General features: G+C 60.5%; 14 protein-coding genes. All 14 read right to left on the bottom strand.

Annotated elements, in window-relative coordinates; translation table 11 throughout:
• Nucleotides 1-26: 26 nt before the first annotated feature.
• A complete protein-coding gene (locus tag LCH65_RS14545; RefSeq protein WP_226439578.1) occupies nucleotides 27-1631 on the bottom strand; it encodes an EAL domain-containing protein in 1605 nt (534 codons plus the stop codon).
• Nucleotides 1632-1904: 273 nt separating this feature from the next.
• The gene (locus LCH65_RS26285; protein WP_072366624.1) at nucleotides 1905-3266 is read right to left on the bottom strand and encodes a PAS domain-containing methyl-accepting chemotaxis protein; all 1362 of its coding nucleotides are present in this window, start codon (nucleotides 3264-3266) and stop codon (nucleotides 1905-1907) included.
• A gap of 97 nt (nucleotides 3267-3363) precedes the next feature.
• Nucleotides 3364-4014, bottom strand: a complete 651-nt coding sequence (locus LCH65_RS14530) for an RraA family protein (protein WP_003372873.1) — start codon at nucleotides 4012-4014, stop codon at nucleotides 3364-3366.
• The gene (locus LCH65_RS14525; RefSeq protein ID WP_226439577.1) at nucleotides 4005-4784 is read right to left on the bottom strand and encodes an IucA/IucC family C-terminal-domain containing protein; all 780 of its coding nucleotides are present in this window, start codon (nucleotides 4782-4784) and stop codon (nucleotides 4005-4007) included. The genes LCH65_RS14530 and LCH65_RS14525 overlap by 10 nt, the downstream gene beginning before the upstream one ends.
• The gene (locus tag LCH65_RS14520; protein ID WP_003372869.1) at nucleotides 4781-5572 is read right to left on the bottom strand and encodes an ABC transporter ATP-binding protein; all 792 of its coding nucleotides are present in this window, start codon (nucleotides 5570-5572) and stop codon (nucleotides 4781-4783) included. Before LCH65_RS14520 ends, LCH65_RS14525 begins: the two co-directional genes overlap by 4 nt.
• 10 nt (nucleotides 5573-5582) lie before the next feature.
• Entirely contained in the window at nucleotides 5583-6614 is a 1032-nt protein-coding gene (locus LCH65_RS14515) for an iron ABC transporter permease (RefSeq protein ID WP_054081416.1), read from the bottom strand.
• Nucleotides 6607-7596: an iron ABC transporter permease gene (locus LCH65_RS14510; protein ID WP_054081417.1), complete on the bottom strand. Its 990-nt coding sequence runs from the start codon at nucleotides 7594-7596 to the stop codon at nucleotides 6607-6609. The genes LCH65_RS14515 and LCH65_RS14510 overlap by 8 nt, the downstream gene beginning before the upstream one ends.
• Nucleotides 7593-8498: an iron-siderophore ABC transporter substrate-binding protein gene (locus LCH65_RS14505; RefSeq protein WP_032609577.1), complete on the bottom strand. Its 906-nt coding sequence runs from the start codon at nucleotides 8496-8498 to the stop codon at nucleotides 7593-7595. The genes LCH65_RS14510 and LCH65_RS14505 overlap by 4 nt, the downstream gene beginning before the upstream one ends.
• On the bottom strand, nucleotides 8488-10371 hold the full coding sequence (locus LCH65_RS14500; RefSeq protein WP_003433969.1) for an IucA/IucC family protein: 1884 nt from the start codon (nucleotides 10369-10371) through the stop codon (nucleotides 8488-8490). Before LCH65_RS14500 ends, LCH65_RS14505 begins: the two co-directional genes overlap by 11 nt.
• 3 nt (nucleotides 10372-10374) lie before the next feature.
• The gene (locus LCH65_RS14495; RefSeq protein ID WP_226439576.1) at nucleotides 10375-11148 is read right to left on the bottom strand and encodes an aldolase/citrate lyase family protein; all 774 of its coding nucleotides are present in this window, start codon (nucleotides 11146-11148) and stop codon (nucleotides 10375-10377) included.
• Nucleotides 11148-13013 carry an IucA/IucC family protein gene (locus LCH65_RS14490; RefSeq protein ID WP_103736302.1) on the bottom strand — a complete coding sequence of 622 codons (1866 nt, stop codon included), beginning with the start codon at nucleotides 13011-13013 and terminating at the stop codon, nucleotides 11148-11150. The genes LCH65_RS14495 and LCH65_RS14490 overlap by 1 nt, the downstream gene beginning before the upstream one ends.
• A gap of 21 nt (nucleotides 13014-13034) precedes the next feature.
• A complete protein-coding gene (locus tag LCH65_RS14485; RefSeq protein ID WP_072366618.1) occupies nucleotides 13035-14441 on the bottom strand; it encodes a DHA2 family efflux MFS transporter permease subunit in 1407 nt (468 codons plus the stop codon).
• Entirely contained in the window at nucleotides 14438-15646 is a 1209-nt protein-coding gene (locus tag LCH65_RS14480) for a type III PLP-dependent enzyme (RefSeq protein ID WP_060707758.1), read from the bottom strand. Before LCH65_RS14480 ends, LCH65_RS14485 begins: the two co-directional genes overlap by 4 nt.
• Nucleotides 15639-17423, bottom strand: a complete 1785-nt coding sequence (locus tag LCH65_RS14475) for an IucA/IucC family protein (protein WP_044308133.1) — start codon at nucleotides 17421-17423, stop codon at nucleotides 15639-15641. Before LCH65_RS14475 ends, LCH65_RS14480 begins: the two co-directional genes overlap by 8 nt.
• Between the last annotated feature and the right edge of the window lie 90 nt (nucleotides 17424-17513).

Genomic DNA, 17513 nt, shown 5'->3' with positions numbered 1-17513 from the left:
AGCGCCTGACTTGAAGCACATTCCCCTTATTTTCCAAGAACCGCCAACGCCCTGACCGGCCCTTTAGGCTCACTCATTGTCAGCAGCTCTGTTACCTGAGCCAACGGTAAGGGCCGTCCGAACAGGTAACCTTGGGCAAAGTCGCACTCATGAGTGGCCAGCCAGTCAGCCAGTCGCTCGTGCTCAACACCCTCGGCGGTGATTTTCATCCGCAGGCTTTTCCCCAGAGCGAGGATGGCCTTGACCATCTCGTTCTGGTTCTCGAGCGTCGTGTCAAAGAACGATCTGTCGATCTTGATCTTATCGATGGCAAGTTTGGTCAGGTGGTAAAGCCCTGAATAGCCGGTCCCGAAATCGTCCAGGGCGACGCTCACGCCCATCGCGCGCAGACGTTCGAGATTCAGGCGGGCACTGTCGACATTGGCGACGAGAGCGTTTTCCGTCACTTCCACTTCCAGCCGACTCAGCGGGAATTTTCCTTCGCTGGCCAACTGTTCCAGCCAGTCCGGAAAGTCGGGACTTTCGATCATCAGTGAGGTGACATTGATTGCCAGCGTGAAGTCGCTTGGCCAAGCGCGTGCCTGATCGAAGGCCTGAAGCAAAAGGGTCGCGGTGAGTGGCTTGATCAGCCCCAACTGTTCTGCTACGGGTATGAAGTCAAGCGGCAGAATGATTCCGCGCTCCGGATGCAGCCATCGCGCCAACAGTTCGAACCCGGACAGGCGCTGCTCTGGAAGGCTGACAATGGGCTGATAGAACGGTTGAATATCCTTCTCTTCGATAGCCAGGGTGAGTTCCCGCGCGAACTGCTCCTGCAGGCGCTGCTCGCGCTCGAAGCTGACTTCATAGAAATGAAATGTGGCTCGGCCACCGGTCTTGCCGCGGTACATGGCGCTGTCAGCACGTTGCAGCAAGAGGTCGGCGTCTGAGCCGTCCATTGGCGCAATGGCAATGCCGAGGGTTGCACTCAGGACCACACGCGGCAGGCCAACGCTGGATGCCGCGATTTTGGCCAGAATGTTTTCAGCGAGCGGCGCCAGTTCGGCATGGCTGAAGTCACCGCTGACCGCCAGGCCAAACTCGTCGCCACCCAGTCGCGCAACGGAAGCCTGCCACCCGACAGTGGCGTCGCGCAGGCTTTCGGCAACGGCGCAGATCGCCGCGTCTCCCGCCGCATGCCCGTGGGTATCGTTGATGAGCTTGAATTTATCCAGGTCGATCAGAAAAACCGCAGTGTGTGTCGCTGGCTGCCGTAAGCGTGCAACCAGTTGCTCGTGAAACACACGCCGATTGAGCAAGCCGGACAAAGGATCGTGGCGGGCCAGAGATTCGCTGAGCGCCTGTGACTCGAGCAAATCGTTGTAGCTGCTATGGAGCCGTTGCATCAGGCGTTTCAGAAGAATGAACGGTATAACCATCGATAACACTGCAAAGCCTGTCGAGGTCAATACAAAACGCCAACGCTCGGCGTTTTCGAAGTCCTGGTCGTAGGGTAAGCCCATTGCGACCATGGCGACGGATTCAAGTTCGAATTCCCACGCGATGGCCAACAGAAAAATAGAGAACACGTAAAACCACAACAAGGTGTAAAGGTACTTACGAACCATGTGTGGGCTGCGCAGGAAAGTCATAGTAACGATGCTCGAAATGACGGCGGGTGCAACGGTTATAAGCAGGGTATCGGTAGCCGGCTATCAGTCTTGAGGCAGTAGCACAGTGATTCCGATAGTGGGCGCCTTGCGCGAGTGCTGTCCCATCGATTTAATAAAACACACTCATTTAAAACTTTTATACGCAGGTGGCTCTGCACAGATCAGTACACTTCCTTTCCTGTTTAACTGCGCAGTGAGTGACTCAGGGCAGCACACCTTTAGTGTCCCCTGAGTCGACCCGACTGTTCACACTTAACTGGAGCGCTGGTCCACAAACCGGCTGACTGCCCGCACTACCGTGTTGGCGCCTTGCTGGATTTCCTGGATCACACGGTCTGCGTCGTTGGCCAATACCAGCGCCTCGGAAGCCTGTTCGGTGCTGCGCACAATGACGCCTACCGCGTCTGAAGCCAGGCTTTGGTTGGTCTTCACGACGTTTACGATTTCTTCCGCGGCTTTTGTCGTGCGGGAGGCCAGCTGGCGCACCTCATCGGCTACTACGGCAAACCCCCTGCCCTGTTCGCCAGCCCTGGCGGCTTCAATCGCTGCGTTCAGCGCGAGCAAGTTGGTTTGTTCGGCAATGCCGCTGATGGTTTTAATGATTGTCCCAATCACCTGACTTTGCGAATCCAGTGCTTCGATACCTCGTGTAGCCTCTGCCATCGAAATGGTCAGCTGGCCGAGCATATGCAGCGTGTCCTTGATGACTTTTCGGCCTTGCTGCGCGCTGCTGTCAGTATCGATAGATGTTTGATAAGCCATTTCCGATGCTTCGGCGACGGCCTTCTCGCGCTCGACCTGTTCAGTGATGACCGTCGCGAACTTGGCAATTTTATAGAGTTTGCCGTTGGCGTCGGTAATCGGGTTGTAAGACGCCTCCAGCCATACATCACGACCACCTTTGTCAACTCGACGAAAACGATCGACGATAAACTCACCTCGGCGCAGTCTTTCCCAGAACTGGGTATACGCGTCAGAAGCGGATTCTTCAGGCAGGCAGAAAATCTTGTGATGTTTGCCCTTTATCTGATTGAGTTCGTAACCCATCGCCTTCAGAAAATTGTCATTGGCGCCTATGACAATGCCATCGAGGGTGAAATCGATAACGGCGGTGGAGCGCTGCAGTGCGTTGACCAGGGCCTCGTTCTCACGCGAGGCTTCAATGGTTCGCGTCAGAACACTCGAGTACAGGGTGATCTGCTCGACGCCGCCGGTTTCATTTTTATAAGGAACGACAATGGTTCTCAGCCACACCCTCGATCCGGCCTTGCTGACTAGGCGCAACGTGCCGCTGAAATGCTTGCCGTCGCGAATCGCGGTCAACGCGCGTTTCTGGTGAACGTCACCGCTCAGTTCCGGCGGGCTCAGTTCAGACAGGTTGCGTCCGACAAGCTCTGCTTGGGCGTAGCTCATCTCCGTCTCGAACAACGCGTTGACGGTCTGTACCTTGCCCGTGCCATCCAGAACGACGGCGACTGTCTCCAGATTGAGGATTTGCCCTGCTTGCTCAAGCATGGCGAGGCGGCGCTCCAATGCCTTATTGGTATTTTTCAAATGAGAATTGAACATTGCGGCTATCCGGGACAGTTTGGGTTTGCAATCTGCATCGGTCATCGAACCGCAATCTTGAGCAGTGCCGGCGAACTTAATACGTAAATGGCCTGCCTATTGTCTGATTGTTGATATTAGGATCCAAATATTAAACATATTGTCATTGCCGACTTCTGATTTCCGGCTGCTGCCCCTTAAGTCTGTCGAGCAACTCCGCCCGTCTTTTTCTGTCCGCACTCTCCTTGCCAAGCAACTCGGGTAACAGTTCGTTCGCCTGTTGCGGACTCAGGATAAACACCCCGTCATCATCCCCGACTGCGATATCCCCCGGCTTTACATCCACGCCGCCTACATTGATCAGCCCATTGAGCTCGCCGCTTTCCCCGAGACTGCGCGTCGTCATTGCGCTGACTCCCCGGCTGAACACGGGCAGACGATGTTCGCGCAAGGCGGCGACGTCGGTAACCGTACCCGAGATGATGACGCCGGCAAGCCCCTTGATGAGCGCGGCCAGGGTGCGCAGGTCGCCCCAGCAGGCACAATGCTCGTCGCCGACGCATTCAATCACCAGCACATCCCCGGGCAGGCTGTTCAGCAAAGCGTCGCGCAGGATGCTGCCGTCGGGCAGCTGCAGTTTGACCGTGACAACGTTGCCGACCAGTCTGGCACCCTCGAACAGCGGTCTGATCCCACGCAGGTAACCCACGTCGGTCAGATGGCCAATGGTTGACGCGGCAACATCACGGTATTGCTCTATGACCGCGTCGCTGAGCTGTTGCTGGCGGTGGGCGATCTGCTTGTTCATCGACATTTTTTGGGCCTCAGTAACGGGCAGGTCGAGCAATACTCGACAGGGTTGCTGGCGTCATAATAGAAGCAGCAGGTACGCCGAAAACGGACGCTTTTGCCTTCGCCTTCGAGCACAATCGGTGGACGGCGGAAGTGTTTGAGCGGGTTGTAGGTCAGGCCGAACAGTGCCGGATCGGCCTGACGCAGCAGCCAGTCGAAATCGGCTTCACAGCGCTGCCGGATCACCAGGTCCTCAACCGTGTCCATGCGCTTGTCGTACAGCGAATAGACACGTACTGCGGTGTTTTCCCACAAAATGCGTCGGGAAATGCCAGTGACACGGTTGAAGGTTTCCCACAGTGGCTGAAGCAGGTCGCGGAACAGGGTGGCGACGAGCACATCACGCCACGCCTCGCGAGCCCCCGGTGCGTAACCCACAGGCGTTGTATCGAGCAAGGGCATTGAAGAGGTCCAAAGGCCGTTATCGTGCGCGTATTCAACCACGCTATTGTCCAGCGACAGGGCCAGGCCCTTGTCGTAGACCGACATCGCGTACAGACAGGCACCGGTGCTGAGGAAGGAAAAGCGCTTGGCCAGCAATGACGCGGTGATTGCCTGGGTCGGAGAACCGATCACCGGCCCCAGCACGCCGAGCAATTGCTCGCAGACGGCGTCGTCCAGCAGCGCTCGGGCCGGGAGTGAGCGCGGATCGTGTTCACCTGCCGGCCTGAGCCGCAGCGCCCCGGACAGCAACGACCATTCGGACTCGCTGAACGCCTGCGCCAGACTCATTGCGGCAGTTCCCGGCCAAAGGGAATGCACAGCGGCGTACCAAAGAATGGATCGGCGATGATTCGGCAGTTGAGGCCGAAGACCTGCTTGACCAGCGCCTCGCTGAGGATGTCCGCCGGACGTCCCTGGGCAAAGGCGCTGCGTTCGTGGACAGCGACCATGTGATCGGCGTAACGGCAGGCCAGATTCAGGTCATGCAGTACCATCACGATGGTCTTGCCTTCTTGCCGATTCAGGTCGCGCAAGAGGTCCAGCACTTCGATCTGATGAGCCAGATCGAGAAAGGTCGTCGGTTCGTCCAGCAATACAATGTCGGTATCCTGCGCCAGGGTCATGGCGATCCATGCGCGCTGACGCTGACCACCTGACAGGGCATCGACAGGTCTGTCGGCCAGTTCCTGCATGCCGGTCTGCGCCAGAGCCCGTGCGACCATGGCTTCATCCTCGGCGGACCATTGCTGCATCCAGTTCTGATAGGGATAACGCCCCAACGCCACCAATTGCCGTACGCTGATGCCTTCCGGTGCGCTGGGCATCTGCGGCAGAATCGCCAGTTCACGCGCGACAGTCGCAGTGGACTTCTGGTGAATGTCGGCACCGTTGAGTACGACGGTGCCTTGCTGGGGTTTGAGCAGGCGCGCCAGGGATTTGAGCAAGGTGCTTTTGCCGCAACCGTTACTGCCGATCAGCACGGTCACCTGGCCTGCGGGTAGCTGCAGATCAAGGCTGTCGATGATCACCTGCCGCTGGTAACTCAGGGTCAGGTCGTGGGTTGCGATTGACGCCATCCGTAATTCCTTAATGCCGCTGGTTGATCAATAGGTACAGAAAAAACGGTGTGCCCAGCACCGCGACAAAAATCCCTGCGGGCAGATCCAGCGGCAGAAACAGCGTGCGCCCGGCCAGATCGGCAAGCATCACCAGATTGGCACCGATCAGCGCCGCCATCAGCGCCTGACCGACGAACCCCGGCGGCATCAGGCGTTTGGCGATATGAGGCGCTATCAGCCCGACAAAGGCAATCGCCCCGCCCCAGGCGACCGCCAGGCCGGCCAGCGCCACGCTCACCAGCAGCAAACCGGCACGCAACCATTGCACGCGCACGCCGATGCCCTGGGCCAGCGCGTCATCCAGTTGTTGCATGCGCACCTGACGGGCGAGCAGCGCCAGCAGCGGCAACGTCAACAATAGCCAGCCGGCCAGCGCGCGGGGCTCCGGCCAACTGGCACCATACACGCTCCCGGTCAGCCAGACATAAGCCGACAAGGTGGTGGTCAACGGGCTGAACACCAGAATGAACGTGGTGACCGCAGCCAGCAAAGCCGACACCCCTACCCCGATCAATACCATGCGCAAGGGTGAAGCGCCCTGATTCCAGGCCAGCAGATAAATGACCAGTGCCGCGAGGCCTGCGCCAGAGATCGCCGCCAGGGGCAGAAACTGCGCACCCAGTGCAGCCGAGAAGAATGACAGGTACAACACGGCTGCGGCGCTGGCGCCGCTGGTGATGCCTAACAGATCCGGTGAGGCCAGCGGGTTGCGAATGATGCTTTGCAGGATCAGCCCGGACACCGCCAGGGCCGCACCGACCAGTGCGGCCAGGGCGAGCCGGGGCATGCGCAGTTGTTCAACGATGAACACCAGGCTGGCGTCCGCCTGGCCGGTAAAAACACGCAGCAGGGTCGTGGGCGACAGGTTGATCTTGCCCACGGCCAGCGAGATCAAGGCAACCAGCAGCGTCAGCGCCAGACCCGTAAGCAAACGCGTCAACACTGTCAGGCTGAACTGCCGGGAAAAGCTCCGGTAGCGCACGGTGACATGCTTATCCATAGCGCGCCCCCCGCCGAACCAGCGCAATGAAAAACGGCGCACCAAACAGCGCAGTCATTACACCCACCGGCACTTCCTGAGGGACAATCACCACTCGTGCCAGGGTGTCGGCCAGCAACAACAGCGTCGCGCCCAGCAACGCACAGCCGGGCAGCAGCCAGCGATGGTCGATGGACAGCGTCTTGCGCACCATGTGCGGCACCAGCAGACCGATGAAGCCGATACTGCCCGCCAGCGCCACGGCGCTGCCTGCCAGGGCAATGATCACCACGCTCATCATCAGGCGAATCAGCCCCGTACGCTGTCCCAAAGCCGTCGCGATGGATTCCCCGGTGTTGAGCACGTTGACCTGCCCCGCCAGCACCAGTGCGCCGACAAGCCCCATGACCACGCAGAAGAGCAGCGGCGCAGCGGTGCTCAGTTCGCGCTCCGACAAGGAGCCAGCCAACCAGAACAGCACGGTATCCAGACCGTCCTGATTGACCACCAGCAAGGCCTGACTGAATGCGGTAAACAAGGCAGTGATCGCTGCGCCAGCCAATACGATGCGCAATGGATTGAGGCTGCCCTGCCCCCGGTTGCCGATGACCCAGACGATCGTGCCCGCCACCGCAGCGCCGATGAACGCGCACCACAGCCATTGGCTCATGGACGACAGTGAAAGCAGCGACGAACAGGCGATGATGGCAAACGTCGCGCCGGCATTGATGCCGAACAGGCCAGGCGATGCCAGCGGATTGCGCGTCAGCGCCTGCATCAGCGCCCCGGCAACCGCCAGACTAGAGCCCACTGCGACGGCCATCAGGGTGCGTGTCAGCCGTGTGTCGAGCAGCACGTGCTCGATAGCGCTCAGCGCATCGGGCTGCCAGGCACTTCGCACAATGGCAGCGGGCGATATCCAGGTGGCCCCGGTGGCCAGACTCAGCCCCATGCACGCTACCAGTACCAACAGCCCCAGGCCCAGTTTTACCGCAGCCGTCATGAGGCGCTATCCGCCAGCGCCACGCGAGCGATTTCATCAAGCATGCGGTTGGCGCCCAGAATGCCGCCGGACAGACTCCAGGCGACGGCATCCACGCGCCATACCTGAACGTCGCGTACTGCCCGCAACTGTTGCCAGAACGGGTTCTGTACCAGCTTGTCGTAAGTGTGTTGCGCGGCGGTGCTGTCCGCGCGCTGAAAGACGAAGAACAGGTCGGCATCGACCACAGGCAAACTCTCTTTACTGCTGAGTTTAAGGGACACGCCCGTGGCTTGGCGGGCCGCGGGCGTCCAGGCAAAGCCCAGTTCACTGAGCACCGAGCCAGCAAAGCTGGCCGGCAGATAGCTACGGATATGGTCTTCGCGAATGTCGAGCACCGACACGGTGATTGGCCAGCGTCCGGTGAACTTCGCCTGCAACTGGCCACGCAGCGCTGCCACACGCTGTTGCCATTGCCCGAGCAGCGCGATGGCCAGTTGTTGACGCTGCAGGGCCGCACCCATCATCGCCAGGGTGCGCTTGAATTCGAACACCTCTTCAAGCATCAGTACCGTACTGATCTGTTCCAGCAACGGTGCAATGCGCTGATGACGAAAGCGTGAGGCGACGATCAGGTCCGGCTTGAGCAGCACGATATCTTCAAGGCTCGGCTGGGTTTCCAGACCCACATGCGGTACCGCCGCCAGCGCCGGGCGCAGGTAGCGATACATCGGTTTTTCGCTCCACGAATCCACCACGCCGCAAGGCGTCACGCCCAGAGCCACGGCAGTATCGGACGCCCCCTGAAACAGGGTGACAACGCGTAGCGGCGCTGCCCGGGCAATGCCAGGCAGCGCCAGTAACCCCAGCGAAAGGCGCAACACTGTGCGCCGCGAAGGATGCGGGGTTCGGTCAGGTTGCACGGCGCAACCTGTGGAACGGGTTGACCACTTCGCCCTTGCCGAACGGCATGCTGCCCGGACCGCCCGCGCGCTCGATCATGGGTGTTAGCAGAAGTTTCTGCGGCCAGTTGGGGGCTTCGAACAGTTGTTGCCTGATCATGCCACGCGCCTCGTCGTCAAATTCGATGGTTGTGATCAGATTATCCAGAACATCACGCAATACGGTCCACAGCGCAGTGACAGGCACGTCATACACCTGCGCCAGCGTATCCATGATTGCCCGCACGTTTACCTGAATACCCAGTGTCTGCAGCCAGAACAGCAAGTCCTCGGGACGGTCATGATAAAGCGTATTGGCATGACCTTTCTTGATGCGATACTCCGGGTCGTGCATGCCGTTGCGCTCCAGCCAGGGCACGAAAATACGCAACGAGTCGTGGTCACGCAACAGCAGCCCTTGCGCCTGTCCGGCTTTCCAGACCATGACCGCGTTCTGGCCATGCACTTCGCCGAGCATCCCCAGGCGGAACATGCGCAGGTTGATGTCGAAGAAACTGTGGCTCAACTCGCGAAACAGTGTCAGTACCGAAGCCTGATTGCGCGGCAGGTCGCGATAGTCCATCCACTCGTCGAAGAAATGCCGATTGCTCCCCGGTAGCGGTGTGCCCAGTGCCGCCATGGGCAGCAGGCGGCACTCCGGATCATCGAGCAAGGCGGCCGGATAGCCGCGCACCATCGCCGAAAGATGCCGAGGCCCTTCGTCGAACAACGTGGCTTGCGGCGGCATGAATGCCCACCATTTGCGCTCGTCGCACAAGTGCAGCGAACGGCCCAGGGTTTGATCCTTGTCGACCACCTGGCGCAGCAGTTTTTCGCTCAGCCCGCCGTTGATCATTTTGACCGCTGGCAGGTAACGCGAAGCGCCGAGCGAATAAATTGCCATGGGCAGCTTCAGGTAGTCAGCGCTGTTGAAGCACGGTGTCATCGAACGCAGCGACGAAGTGGCGTGGACCTGCGCCTGATTGAAGTCAAGCCGCTGGCAATCGCCCTTGGCGAACGCATCGCCCAGCTGGGCCTGCAGAACATGCTCGAACTGCCACGGGTGAACCGGCAGCGCAACATGGCTGCCGGCAATGCCACGCGTCTGCATCTCCTGGTCAAGCTCCGCTTGCAGGTGCTCGGGCAGCAGATAGCGGGCCGGAAACGATGCGTTCAAGTCCTCTACGCCGTCGCCGCATTGCAGCAAGGTCTTGTCGACCGCCACCCAGTTCAGCGCTACCGGCCGGGCGAACTCGGCCTGATAGTGTAAGTATTCCTGTTCATTCAAGCCTTGTTTGGCCTTGGCCAGCGGGTGATACGGGCGATCACGCAGCGACGCCCACTGCTCCATGGTCCTGAAGAAGGTTGCGCCGTCCTGAGCCATCAGGTTCTGCTCGTCGACCTTGTGGTCCAGCGACAGCGCGGTCTGCCAGACACTGATACGCAATACCTCGAGAAACAGCGCGATACCCTTTTCGTTGTCCTGGCGCTCGCTGTCCTGAAGCAGCGTTGCCTTGCCGGCGAACACCCACTTCATGAAGTCTTCCGGCGACAACTGCGTCCAGCGCTCGTCCTGTCGCCCCAGTACCGGCGTACCGGGTACTTTTTCCCATTGCTGGGTAATACCGGCGCGCAACGCGATGCTGATAAAGCGCTGCTCCGAATCATCGCAGCACCATTCCCAGATTTGCTGCGCACTGCCCTGCTCCACCAGTTGCGGAGCCTGTGGATGGCGCAGTTGCCATTGGCTGCTGTCCTGCAGGCGCAATGGCTCGCGACCAAAGAAATCTTCAGCCAGCAGGCAATCGACCAAATCCTGCATGACCAGGTCAGCGGCGAGTGAAGTGAAGTTCATGGTTTATTTTCCTTCTGCTGAATGTTGAGCCAGGCGGGCCTGAAGCGCGCGAAAGGCAATGCCGCGCTCATCCCCGAGGACAAAGGTGTTGACCCCGCGAGCCTGCCAGCGGGCAGCGTCACCGGGTTGACGAGGGATCGCGCAATAAGCGATGCCCGCCGCGTCGGCGGCTTGCCAGGTTGCAAGCAGCGCGTTTTGTACATCTGGTTGATCGATCTGCCAGGGCATGCCCAGTGACTGCGACAGGTCTGCCGCGCCTTCAAGAATCATGTCCAGCCCCGGCACGCTGGCGATCTCGGCGGCACGTCGCACGCCTTCGGCGCTTTCGATCATCGCCACCACCATGATCTGTTGATTGGCGGCCTCCACGTACTGCGCCAGGCTGTGCTTGCCGAAAGAGCCGGGACGTCCGGCATTGAGGCTGCGACGACCCAGCGGGTAGTACTTGCAGGCGGCAATCGCATCTGCCAATTGCTCAGGGCTCTCGATCATCGGCAAGACGATGCCCTGCGCGCCGCCATCGAGCAGGCGCAGCAGGGTTTTCGGGTTGAAATCGGCGACCCGCACCAATGGTGTAAGGCCGTAGCTCTCTGCCACACGGATCATGTTTTCCACGGTTTCCGGGTTGATCAGGACGTGCTCCATGTCGATGATCACGAAGTCGAACCCGGCTTCAGCGATCAACTCGATGGCGGCCGGGGCCGGAATCGAACTGATCACCCCGTGTGCCGGCTGTCCGTCCGCAACTCTGCTTTTGAGCGCATTGGTCCTCAGCATCATTGCGGCCTGTAGGTATGCAGTGGGTTAGGTACCGAGCGGAAGCGGCGCTCGCCATCTCCCAACAGGCGGCGCTTGGTCAGCTCTTCGACTTCGTACGAGGGCGCAAACACGTCAAACAGCCCGAAACGGTCGCGGTGCTGCGGGTGAGCCTGCTGATAGTCAAGAATGACGTCGGCGGTCATCTGCCAGAACAGTGCTTCGTCCAGCTGGTATTGCTGGCGCAGGAAAATCGCCATTTCGGCCAGGCAGATGAAGAAGAAACAATCGCAGGAAAAGTCGCGCACCGCGTTGACGTCGTCGGTAATGATGAACGAGTTGCGGTTGAGCTTTGCGTGGCTGGCGGGCAGCGGCACTAGCTCCGGGCACAGTTCGGGACGCCCGAGGTGCTCAGGTGAATAACGCACGCCGTCATGGAAGTCCTTGAGGGCGATGCGCTGCGGCCAGCCCTGCTTGACGATCAGCACGATGTTCTGGCCGTGGGACTCCATGCCGATGCCTTCGGCATAGAGCATGTGAATGATCGGCGGCACCGTGACCTGCAGCAGTTGCCGGGTCCATTCCTTGAGCCCGTACTGGCTGACCCATGCGTCTATGAAAGGCGTCTGCTGGCCATCACCGTAACGATTTTCCACATGGCTGAGGCCGTTGAATGGCACCGCCTGCTCGTCGTCCCGGAGGTATTGATGCAGGCTTTCCCGCCAAATCGCACCCAGCGTGCCGTAGGTCTGCGCCGAACGTGATTCCGGCAGATGGCGGTAATCGAAACTCACCCCCGCCACCTCACCGAGAATCACGAAATCCAGCGCGCGAGCGGTGCTGTCGGTTGCGATCAACTGGTGCAGCCAATCGGTGATGATCGGGCCGTTCAACACCGTGTGACGCGCCAGAATCCGCGTGCTGGAGGTATTAGTCATGCTCATCGCCAGCTTGACGTATGGGCGCTGTGGCTGACTGGCGTTGGCCAGCGTGCGAATCGACTGCTGAGCCTTGTAGCGATCGGTCGAGGTGCCCAGATAAATCAGCTCGCCGCTGGCCAGTTCCGGGTAGAAAGTCGACACCGTGACGTTGTCCCACTGCCACGGATGCACCGGCATCAGTTGATAGTCGTCGATGGACTTGCCCTGCGCAGCCAGTTCTCGAGTTATTTCCTGCCAGCGTTGTGTACCCAGCTCCTGACGGATGAACGCCTGAAAATCCATGCTCCGCGAGTGGCCGACCGAGGCGCTGGACTTCGCCACGGCCAGCCAGACCACCGCGAAAGGCGTGGCAAATTCTGGCCCGTAGTGGCGGTTGTCAGCCAGGGAAAAGCCGATCCGCGACTTGTAGCACGGGTGATAGCTGTGGGCATCCATGAAGTGCTGCTCCAGCGCATCGACATCCAGCTGATGCGCAGGCCTGGCGGGCTGATACCCCTGATTACGGGCCTGCAGGTCCTTGAGCTGGGTCTGTTCGATTTCCTGGATGAAGCGCGTCAGGTGCGGGCTGTCCTTGAACGGGCTCAGCAGCTCGGTCAACGCCAGATGCAGATCCGGCACGCTGCGTTCGCCGGTACTGTCCACCCGCTCAAGCGTGGCGTGATCGAGGCGGATCAGCTCGAAGCTGGTGCTCAGCAGACCGTCGCAGTGGTATTCCACACCGCCACTGACGGCCACGGCAAAACGATGCCGATGATCATCCAGCGGCTCACAGCGGTAAGGCAGCGCCGCCTCGTACAGCAGGGTTTGCAGCAACTGGCCGATCACGCGGCGTTGCACTTGCTGATAGCGCTCGGCGCTGACGTGGGCCAGCCAGGCACCCGTACCCGTCGTTGTATTTGTCGTTGTCGAAGCGGCGTTACGTTGCAGCGGTAAAGGGGTAGCCATGTTCATACCTCGAACGAAAAATTATCGGGATTCGACCGCGTCGGGCTGGGCCTCGGCGCGCTCGTCGTTAAGGGGGAAACGCCAGGCACAGGGCAGTGCCAGCAGGATCAGCAGGCCGGTGGCGATGAACACTTCACTGATGGCCGAGGGCGTGGCGGCCGGTCCCGCGGTGTTGAAGCGGAACTCCAGCCACAGCGACGCAATGACGATGGCCAGCGACGCGACCAGACGGCGGGAAATGTTGTTCATCGCGGCGCCCTGAGTGACCATCGGCTCGGGCAAGGCATTGAGCCCCGCCGTGGTCACCGGCATGTAGGAGAGCCCGAGACCGGCGCCACGAATCATCATCAGCACGAACACCACGCCGATTGCGGCATCGGCCTTGAGTATGCCCAGCGCCAAGGTCGAAACGCCGGTCAACAGCAGGCCGACGGCGACGACGGTGCGCGGGCCATGGCGGTCCAGTGCCTTGCCGCCCCACTGCCCGAACAGGCTCGCGAAGCTGGCGGTACACAGCAGCGCCAGGCCGGTCCAGATCGGGTTGTAGCCCAGCACGCTCTGCACCAGCAGCGGCAACAGCACCAGACACTCGAACATGCCGACCGATTGCACCACGGCGATGATCACGCTCAGACGATAACCGCGCAGGTTGAACAGGCGCAGATTCAGCAGCGGTGCCTGGCGACTCAACTCGACGCGGACGAACGCCAGCAGACAAGCCACCGCGACCAGCACCATGGCCTGATTGACTGGGTCGAGCAGCGCCTGAGCATGGTGCATGCGGCTGATGGCGATCATCAGCAAGCCAATGCCCGACGCCACCAGCAGGTAGCCGATCAGGTCGAACGGCTTGCGCTCGGCAGGCTCGGAGTCCGGCAGCACGCCGACGCCCAGCAACAGTGCCAGCAGACCAATGGGCACATTCATCAGGAACAGTGAGCGCCAGCTGAACCACTCCAGCATCAGGCTGCCACACAGCGGACCAAGCGCCGGTGCGAGCATTACTGCTGCGCTCCAGAGCCCGGTCACTCTGCCCCGTTCGTGCTTTTCATACACCGAGAAGATGATCGCCAGCGACAACGGGATCATCAGCCCGCTGGCAATGCCCTGTACCACCCGTGCGGTGATCACCAGTGCGATGGAGTCGGCCAGCGCGCCCAACAGCGAACCGCCGATGAACAGCGCCACACCCCACAGATACAGGCGTTTGCGTCCGATGCGCTGACTGAGGAAGCTGGTCAGCGGCATGGTCATGCCCATGCTGGTCATGAACCCGGCGACAATCCAGGTGGCCAGCAGAGGGCCGATCCTGAACGCATCCATAAAGGTCGGCAGCGCCGGGTTAAGCGAACTGTTGCTCAGGCTGACCGTCAGCGTACCGAGCAGCACGTTGAACACCACCCAGCGGCGTGGGACGTTGAAACTCATTGGCGAACCCGTTCACCGTTGCGCACGAAGTGCTGTGACGGTCGTGGATGGCAGAGAAAGTCGGCGTGGGAGATGTTGTAGCCATAGGCTCCCGCCAGCGGCAGGACCAACAGGTCACCAATGTTCACACCTTTGAGTGGCTGGCGACGGCTCAGCACATCCTTGGGCGTGCACAGCTGCCCGACAATGGTGTAAGCCTGCTCTGACGACTCAGTGCTCTGCGGTGCATTCGGCAGGTGGATCACCGGATGGTCATGGCTTTGCGCGACCGGCAGGCGAAACTGGTGAGTACCGCCTCGACAGACCAGAAAATGCTCGCCGTGGCTGGTTTTGCTGTCCAGCACCTCAATGGCGTAATAGCCGCAATAGGCACTGATGAAGCGTCCCGGCTCGAAGCGCAGGATCGGCGCGTCGTGCTGCTCGCCCAGGCGTTTTTCCAGATAACGGCACAGCCGCTGCCAGTCGAACTGCTGACTGTTGAGGTAATCGACGCCAATACCGCCGCCGACGTTGAAATGGGTGAGCTGGCTCGGATCACGGGCCAGAGCCTTCCATTCCTGCCAGCGCTGCAGGTAGAAATCGAGCAGCTGCTCATGACGTTCAACCGACATCTGATGCGACATGGCGTGTACGTGGAAGCCCTTGAGCGTCAGGTGACTGGCGTTGTCCACGCGTCTGACCGCCTCGGCCAGATCGGCTTCGTCAATCCCGAACGGTGTCGCGGTCCCGGCCATCGCCAGCCTGCTCGATTGCGCAGCGGGCAGTTGCGGGTTGATGCGCAGGAACACCGGCTGCACGCGCCCCGCTTGTTCTGCGAGCTGTTGCAGACGCGCGATTTCGTTGAGACTCTCCAGGTGGATGGCTTCAACCTTGTTCAGCAACGCCGAACGCAGATCGGAATCAAGTTTGCCCGGGCCCGAGAACACGTAGGGCTTGCGTGTCGGACAGGCCATCACCCGCTCGATCTCGCCCCCAGAGGAAATTTCAAAGCCACTGACCAGCGGGGCCAGGGTTTCCAGCATCAGCGCTTCGCTGTTGGCCTTGATCGCGTAATACAGCTCGACACCGGCGGGCAGCGCCGCCATGACTTCACTGACATGCTGCTGCAGCGCGTCCAGATCGTAGACAAAGGCCGCCAGCGGATCGGTTTCCAGCGCCCGAGCCTCCTTGATGGCCGCCAGTACGGTTTCCGGCACCTTATGCATAACGTGCCTCCGTGGCCCACGGCGACGCAAGACGCACATAGTTGGCTTCGCGGTCGGCCTTGGCAGCGAGCCGGACCTTGAGGTTGGTCTTGCAGGCAATCGACTGGCCTGCGATCAGCGCGTCCAGCTCGGGCGCAGGCAGCACCAGTTCGTCACGGATACGCTGCAATTGCCGCTCGACGCGCTGCCACATCAGTGGTGCCAGGTGCGGGCGCTCCCAGCTCAAGGCCAGCACGGCTTCGGACAGGTTGTTGATCAGCAGGCAATAGGTAATGCGGTTCCAGCCCTGTTCGCGGCTGTAGAGCAGCGACTGGCGAATTCTCGGGTGCAACCCCACCTGAATCGCCTTGATGCCCAGCTCTTCGGTCAGCTTGACGCCTTCAAAGTCGCGCAACAGCAGCTGTTGCGGGCGTCCGTTGTCGTGAATCAGCACCGCATTCTGCAAGTGCGGCTCCATCACGATGCCGTGATTGAAGAACAACGCCATGACCGGGTTCAGCAGCAAGGCCTGGTACTCATCGAACCAGTCCAGCAGATGCTGGTCCTCAAGCTCCCCGCCATTGAAACGCTGGAGGAAGTCGTGCACCAGTGGGCGTGAACGCAGATCACGAGCGAACAGTGTGCCCGCCATCACGCTGCTGTCGGCGCCGGAGCGGCGGCAGAAGTTTTCCCGCAGAATGGCGCCGGTCTGCTCGCGGAACCAGTGACCGTCAGCCTCGCTCGCACCTTTGGGCGCCCAGCTCATCGAACCGGGTTCGGCGACTGTGGACAGCCCACCGAGGGTTTCCGGACGAGTCTGCTGCAGGCGCTGAAACAGTTCGTCGATGATCAGCGTGCTCTCCAGTTCATACCATGCGTTTTTCCTCACACAGTTGGTGATGCGCACATTCAGCGAACCCTTGATGAAGTAGTCGTGCCCCTCGATGTACCAAGTGCGCATCGACGCCGTCGGGCTGGCCAGCAGCCCACTGGCACCCAGGTCCGAGATATCCCCCAGCTCAAGCAGCCTTTGCACGCGGCGGTCCTGCATGAACAGTTGCGCCTGTACCGGATGCATGCAGATCAGCGCATGCCCGGGCCGGGCCCGCGATTGGTCCGCGAAGCCTGACATCACCTCGGCTTCGCTCAAGCCATTGGAGGTGATTCGTAGCCCTTCCAGCGGCACTTCGAACAGATGCAGCGCGGTCTGCGCCTGAAACTCCGGGGCGTAGGTCTCCTGCGCCAGATGCTCAGGCCACAGGCGTGCCTTGGGTGCCGGATGGTTGGGGTGGCCGAACCACAAACCCTGCTCACTGGCCAGATAGCCGCTGAGCGGTGCCGGATGCTGACCGGTCATGTTGTGCGCAACGATGGCAGCAGTCAGGTGCTGGCTTTGCAGGACCTGATCCAGCAGTTCGTCATTGCTGGCACGGGTCATGTGCTCACAGGCGGTCAGCAGTTGCCGGGCGAATTCGGCGAACGCCAGGCAGCGCCAGGTGCCCTGCCCCTGACGAGCGTAGACATCGGAAAGGTAGCGATGGCTGCCCAGGTGGTCGCGGCGGTCCACCAGAACAAAGAACTGCTGCTGATTGGGCAGGCTGATGGTGAGCGGAATGCCCTTCCATTGCCCGCCATCGACGAAACTGCCTGGCGCTATGCCTTGCATGCCTTCAGGCCAGGTGTAATGCAGGCACTCTTCCGGCAGTGCGAATTCCTTGATCAGGCAATTGAGTAACGCGCGAGTGGTTGCCAACTCGCTCACCATGTTTGATAAGACGGTGCGATCGGTATTAGTCATGTCTGCTCCACAGTCGCCTTTACGCTGACCGTTCAAATGACGTCGCAACAAACGTTGATTTATCGCTTGCGGCACAACAATCGAGCTGTC

Source organism: Pseudomonas sp. MWU16-30316, assembly GCF_020515645.1.
Lineage (GTDB): Bacteria > Pseudomonadota > Gammaproteobacteria > Pseudomonadales > Pseudomonadaceae > Aquipseudomonas > Aquipseudomonas cerasi.
The sequence above is the reverse complement of the archived record's forward strand: the minus strand, read 5'-3'. Positions and strand labels throughout refer to the sequence as shown.